Origin of the sequence: Protofrankia sp. Cas4 (assembly GCF_963555915.1) — a bacterium.
Classification (GTDB): domain Bacteria; phylum Actinomycetota; class Actinomycetes; order Frankiales; family Frankiaceae; genus Protofrankia.
This window is the reverse complement of record NZ_CAUVXL010000192.1, coordinates 1-3,555: the sequence shown is the minus strand read 5'-3', so window position 1 is coordinate 3,555 and position 3,555 is coordinate 1. Positions and strand designations below refer to the sequence as shown.

Genomic DNA, 3,555 nt, shown 5'->3' with positions numbered 1-3,555 from the left:
ACCGCGGTATGTGTGTCAGGGCGCCATCTGACCTGGTACGGACCATCGCTGGTGTCGGCCCGCGCGGTGCTCGGCGCCCAGCTCGCCCACCCGGTCGCCTGACCGGAACCGGTGGTGGGCGAACTGCCGTCCGGCCACCGCCGGCCTGCCGTTCAATGAACTGATACCGCTCGGTCAGAGATAGCTGTGTTCGATCGTGGGGAAGGTGCCACCGCGGACCTCCGCGGTGAACCGCAGCGCCGCGTCCGCGAGCGTCGACCGCAGGTCGGCATAGCGCTTGACGAACCGGGGGCCATTGCCCTCGGTGAGCCCCGCCATGTCCTGCCAGACCAGAACCTGCGCGTCGCAGTCGGCGCCCGCGCCGATGCCGATGGTCGGGACGGTGAGTTCCTTGCTCACCCGGCAGGCGAGATCCGAGGGGACGACCTCCAGCACGATGGCGAACGCGCCGGCAGCTTCCAGCGCGAGCGCGTCGGCGAGCAACGCGTCGCCGGCGTCCCCGCGTCCCTGTACCCGGTAGCCACCGAAGACGTTCACGCTCTGCGGTGTCAGCCCGAGGTGTGCCATGACCGGGATGCCGGCCGCAACCAACGCGGCGACCTGCGGCACCACCCGCGCGCCACCCTCCAGCTTGATCGCCTGGGCGCCGCCGTCCTTCAGGAAGCGCGTCGCGGTGGCCAGCGCCTGCTCCACCGATCCCTGGTAGGACCCGAACGGCAGGTCCGCGACGACCATCGCGTGGGTGCTCCCGCGCGTGACCGCCCGCACCAGCGGCAGCATCTCCTCCACGGTGACCGGAACGGTGGTGTCGTAGCCGTAGATGACGTTGGCGGCCGAGTCACCGACGAGCAGCACGGGCACGCCGACGTCGTCGAAGATCCGAGCGGTGCTCGCGTCATAGGCGGTGAGCATCGCCCATTTCTCCCCGCGGTTCTTCGCCGCCTGCACGTCCCGGACGGTGGTCCTGCCCCGTCGTGGCCAGCTGCCACCCGGCGCGCCGGGTGGGGCCGCAGCCCCGGCCGCGTTCGATGCGGCTGAGGCGGTCGGCGCGCCGTACAGCGTTGCCGCCTCCACAGCCACCGAGGTGACCTGGGAACACACTCCTGCTGAGGTTTCCATCCGATCTCCTGTGAGTCCGTCCAGGCGCTGGCGCGTCCCGGCGTACCTACCATGCTGCCACCGTCGGCGGACGCACGCTCTGCGCGGTTCCGACCGCTTCCTGCTGATCTGGTCACCGACCTGATCGCTGACCTGATCGCTGACCTGATCGCTGACCTGATCGCTGACCTGATCGCCGACCTGATCACCGACCGCGGCGGGCGCGCGAAGTCGATCCATCCCGGTGGCTGCCTGTCAAACGGATGCGTCCGGACGCACTCCACCGTAGGCTTCGATCTTGAATTATCGAGGCACGCCCTGATGGTCGGGTCAACACGGCGGACGGCGGATTCGATGAGCCATTGTGGGTACGGCGGGGCTGGACGCAGGCGGGTCCGGGCGATGCGACAGGCGATGCGAGGCGCAACGCAAGGTGCAACGCGAGGTGCGACGCGAGGCGCGATGCGTCGTAGGGACTCCGGGCATCCCCGGGGCGGTTCGCCAGCACGGTACGCGCGGTGACGATGTCGGCCGGAAGGCCGCCCGGATCAGCGCGGTCAACGGGAACCGGTCCGACGTTCCGCCCGCCGGGGCGCCCACGGGACACCCGCTGTGATGAGGCGATTATCGACGCGACTTTACAGGCGCTCGCCGACAGCGGTTTCACCGGGCTGTCGATGGAGGCCGTCGCGGCGCGGGCCGGTGTCGGCAAGGCCACCGTCTACCGACGATGGCCGAGTAAGGATGTGCTGGTCTCGGACGCGCTGGCAACGCTGGCCAACGTGTCGGGGGGCGTCGAGACCGGATCGATACGTGACGATCTCGTCGCCTGGCTGAACACCGTGCGCAGGCACAACATCCAGACCCTGTCCGGGCGCATCATGCCCAGGCTGTTGGCGGAGAAGGAGGCGCACCCCGACCTCTTCGAGACCTACCGTGAGCGGGTCATGGCTCCGGCCCGGGAGCGGGTCGCCACTGTCCTGCGTGGCGGCATCGCCTCGGGTGAGCTGTGTCCAGACATCGACGTCGAATTGATCACTGATGTGCTGATTGGTTCTGTCGCGTACTGGCAGTACACCGGACGCTCGAGCGACGTCAGCGGTTCGCGGATCGTAGGCGTGGTCGACACCATCCTGCGGGGGATCGTCGCGCGGTCCGGCTCTGCGGCGAACGCCGCCGGCGCCGGGGTCGGCCCCACCGACAGGAGGCGACAGGATCCACCCGGTGACGTCATGGGGCCACCCCACTAGCCGGCACTCGTGTACGCAGGCGTCCATTGAGATCCCCGGCGCTGGTCCACCGAAAAGATGTCACTTCCGCAAGCTGCAACTGTATGAGTCCGGCGGACAGCGAGAAAGCGAAACGGAAGTCGTAGTGGGTGTGTCCAGGTTCGTTTTTTGCCGGGTTTTCCGGGACCGTGTGGGCGTCGATGTCGATGGGGATGGTTTGGATCGGTCTCAGCGAATGCGGGCTCATTCCGGTTTCTTCGCTGAATTCGCGGACGGCGGCGGCGAGCAGGGATGTGTCGGTGGGTTCGACATGCCCGCCGGGCAGAAGCCACGTGTTGAGGGTTCGATGGTGGATCTGCACGACGCGCCCGTCGGGGGCGATGCCTACGGCGCCACAGGTCACGTGTCCCGACAGGGTCGCGCGGGCGGTGACCGGACTCTGCTCACGGGCGAGCGCGAGCAAAGGGGCCAGCGCGTCAGCCTCACCAGGGTGGACATCGAGGTAGGTGCGCAGGGCGGCGACAACGTAGTCGTTGCTGATCGGCACGGTCTGTTCCTTCAGTCGTCGTTGAAGTGGTGAAGCCACAGTCTGGAGATCATCTCGCGGTCCTGGGGGTCTACTTCATGGAAACCTGGCTCGAGCGGACCGGATGGCAGCGCCGATATCGCGGCGAGGATTTCGCCGTGCACGAGAAAGATGAACGGTCCGACCGAGGCTCCATGGATGAAGTTGACCGCGTTTCCGTCGTTAAGGAGGTAGAAATGATGGTCGCCCCGACTGAGTCGGGTGAGGTGGGGACCAAGCCGTGACTCCTGGTAGGTGCCACGGACGACCCCGAGATCAAGTTCATCGTCGGAGGATGTCACGGTGGCCAGGTATGCCCCGGTCCGCAGCTCGTAGAAGTCATGGCCGGTCAGAGCACGGTTCCCGGTGGCACAGACCACAACCCCCGAGCGTGACAGCGCCCCACCTTTCGTCGCGGTGACCGGAAAGCCGTGCGCCATGGCTTCCACCGCCCGAACCGGGTCGGTTTCACAGACCGTGGTCCGGATCGACTTCGCCCGCAGGGTGGTCGCCACGCTGCGGCCGATCTTGCCGTAGCCGATGACGCACGCCTCCCGACCGTGCAGCACGTCACCGTGGGCACGCAGCAGCGCCTCGGTGGAGAACACGACCGACTGGCCGACCAGATAGTCCTCCGCGAGTTTCAAACTGCTGCGAGCCACG

At 67.5% G+C, this 3,555-nt stretch carries 4 protein-coding genes and 1 pseudogene; 2 read left to right on the top strand and 3 right to left on the bottom strand.

Features of this window, described 5'->3' with window-relative positions; all coding sequences use genetic code 11:
- Nucleotides 1–102: pseudogene (locus U9979_RS17795) on the top strand (cobalamin-binding protein); the annotation flags it as partial.
- A gap of 72 nt (nt 103–174) precedes the next feature.
- Here the strand turns inward: U9979_RS17795 and panB are convergent.
- Nucleotides 175–1,119, bottom strand: coding sequence for a 3-methyl-2-oxobutanoate hydroxymethyltransferase (gene panB / locus U9979_RS17790; protein WP_322780266.1), 945 nt, complete (start codon nt 1,117–1,119; stop codon nt 175–177).
- A gap of 503 nt (nt 1,120–1,622) precedes the next feature.
- Here panB and U9979_RS17785 point away from each other — a divergent pair.
- Complete coding sequence (locus U9979_RS17785) at nt 1,623–2,348, top strand: TetR/AcrR family transcriptional regulator (RefSeq protein WP_322780265.1); 726 nt, start codon at nt 1,623–1,625, stop codon at nt 2,346–2,348.
- On the opposite strand, the gene U9979_RS17780 is transcribed toward U9979_RS17785, so the two are convergent.
- Nucleotides 2,329–2,874: an NUDIX hydrolase gene (locus U9979_RS17780; RefSeq protein WP_322780264.1), complete on the bottom strand. Its 546-nt coding sequence runs from the start codon at nt 2,872–2,874 to the stop codon at nt 2,329–2,331. The genes U9979_RS17785 and U9979_RS17780 overlap by 20 nt on opposite strands.
- A gap of 11 nt (nt 2,875–2,885) precedes the next feature.
- Nucleotides 2,886–3,555 (bottom strand): adenosylhomocysteinase (locus U9979_RS17775; protein ID WP_322780263.1); only part of this gene is annotated, 670 nt, incomplete at its 5' end.

Excerpts from the sequence above, each read along its gene's own strand:
- panB (WP_322780266.1), bottom strand. The coding sequence starts at position 1,119 with ATGGAAACCTCAGCAGGAGTGTGTTCCCAGGTCACCTCGGTGGCTGTG.
- U9979_RS17785 (WP_322780265.1), top strand. The coding sequence starts at position 1,623 with ATGTCGGCCGGAAGGCCGCCCGGATCAGCGCGGTCAACGGGAACCGGT.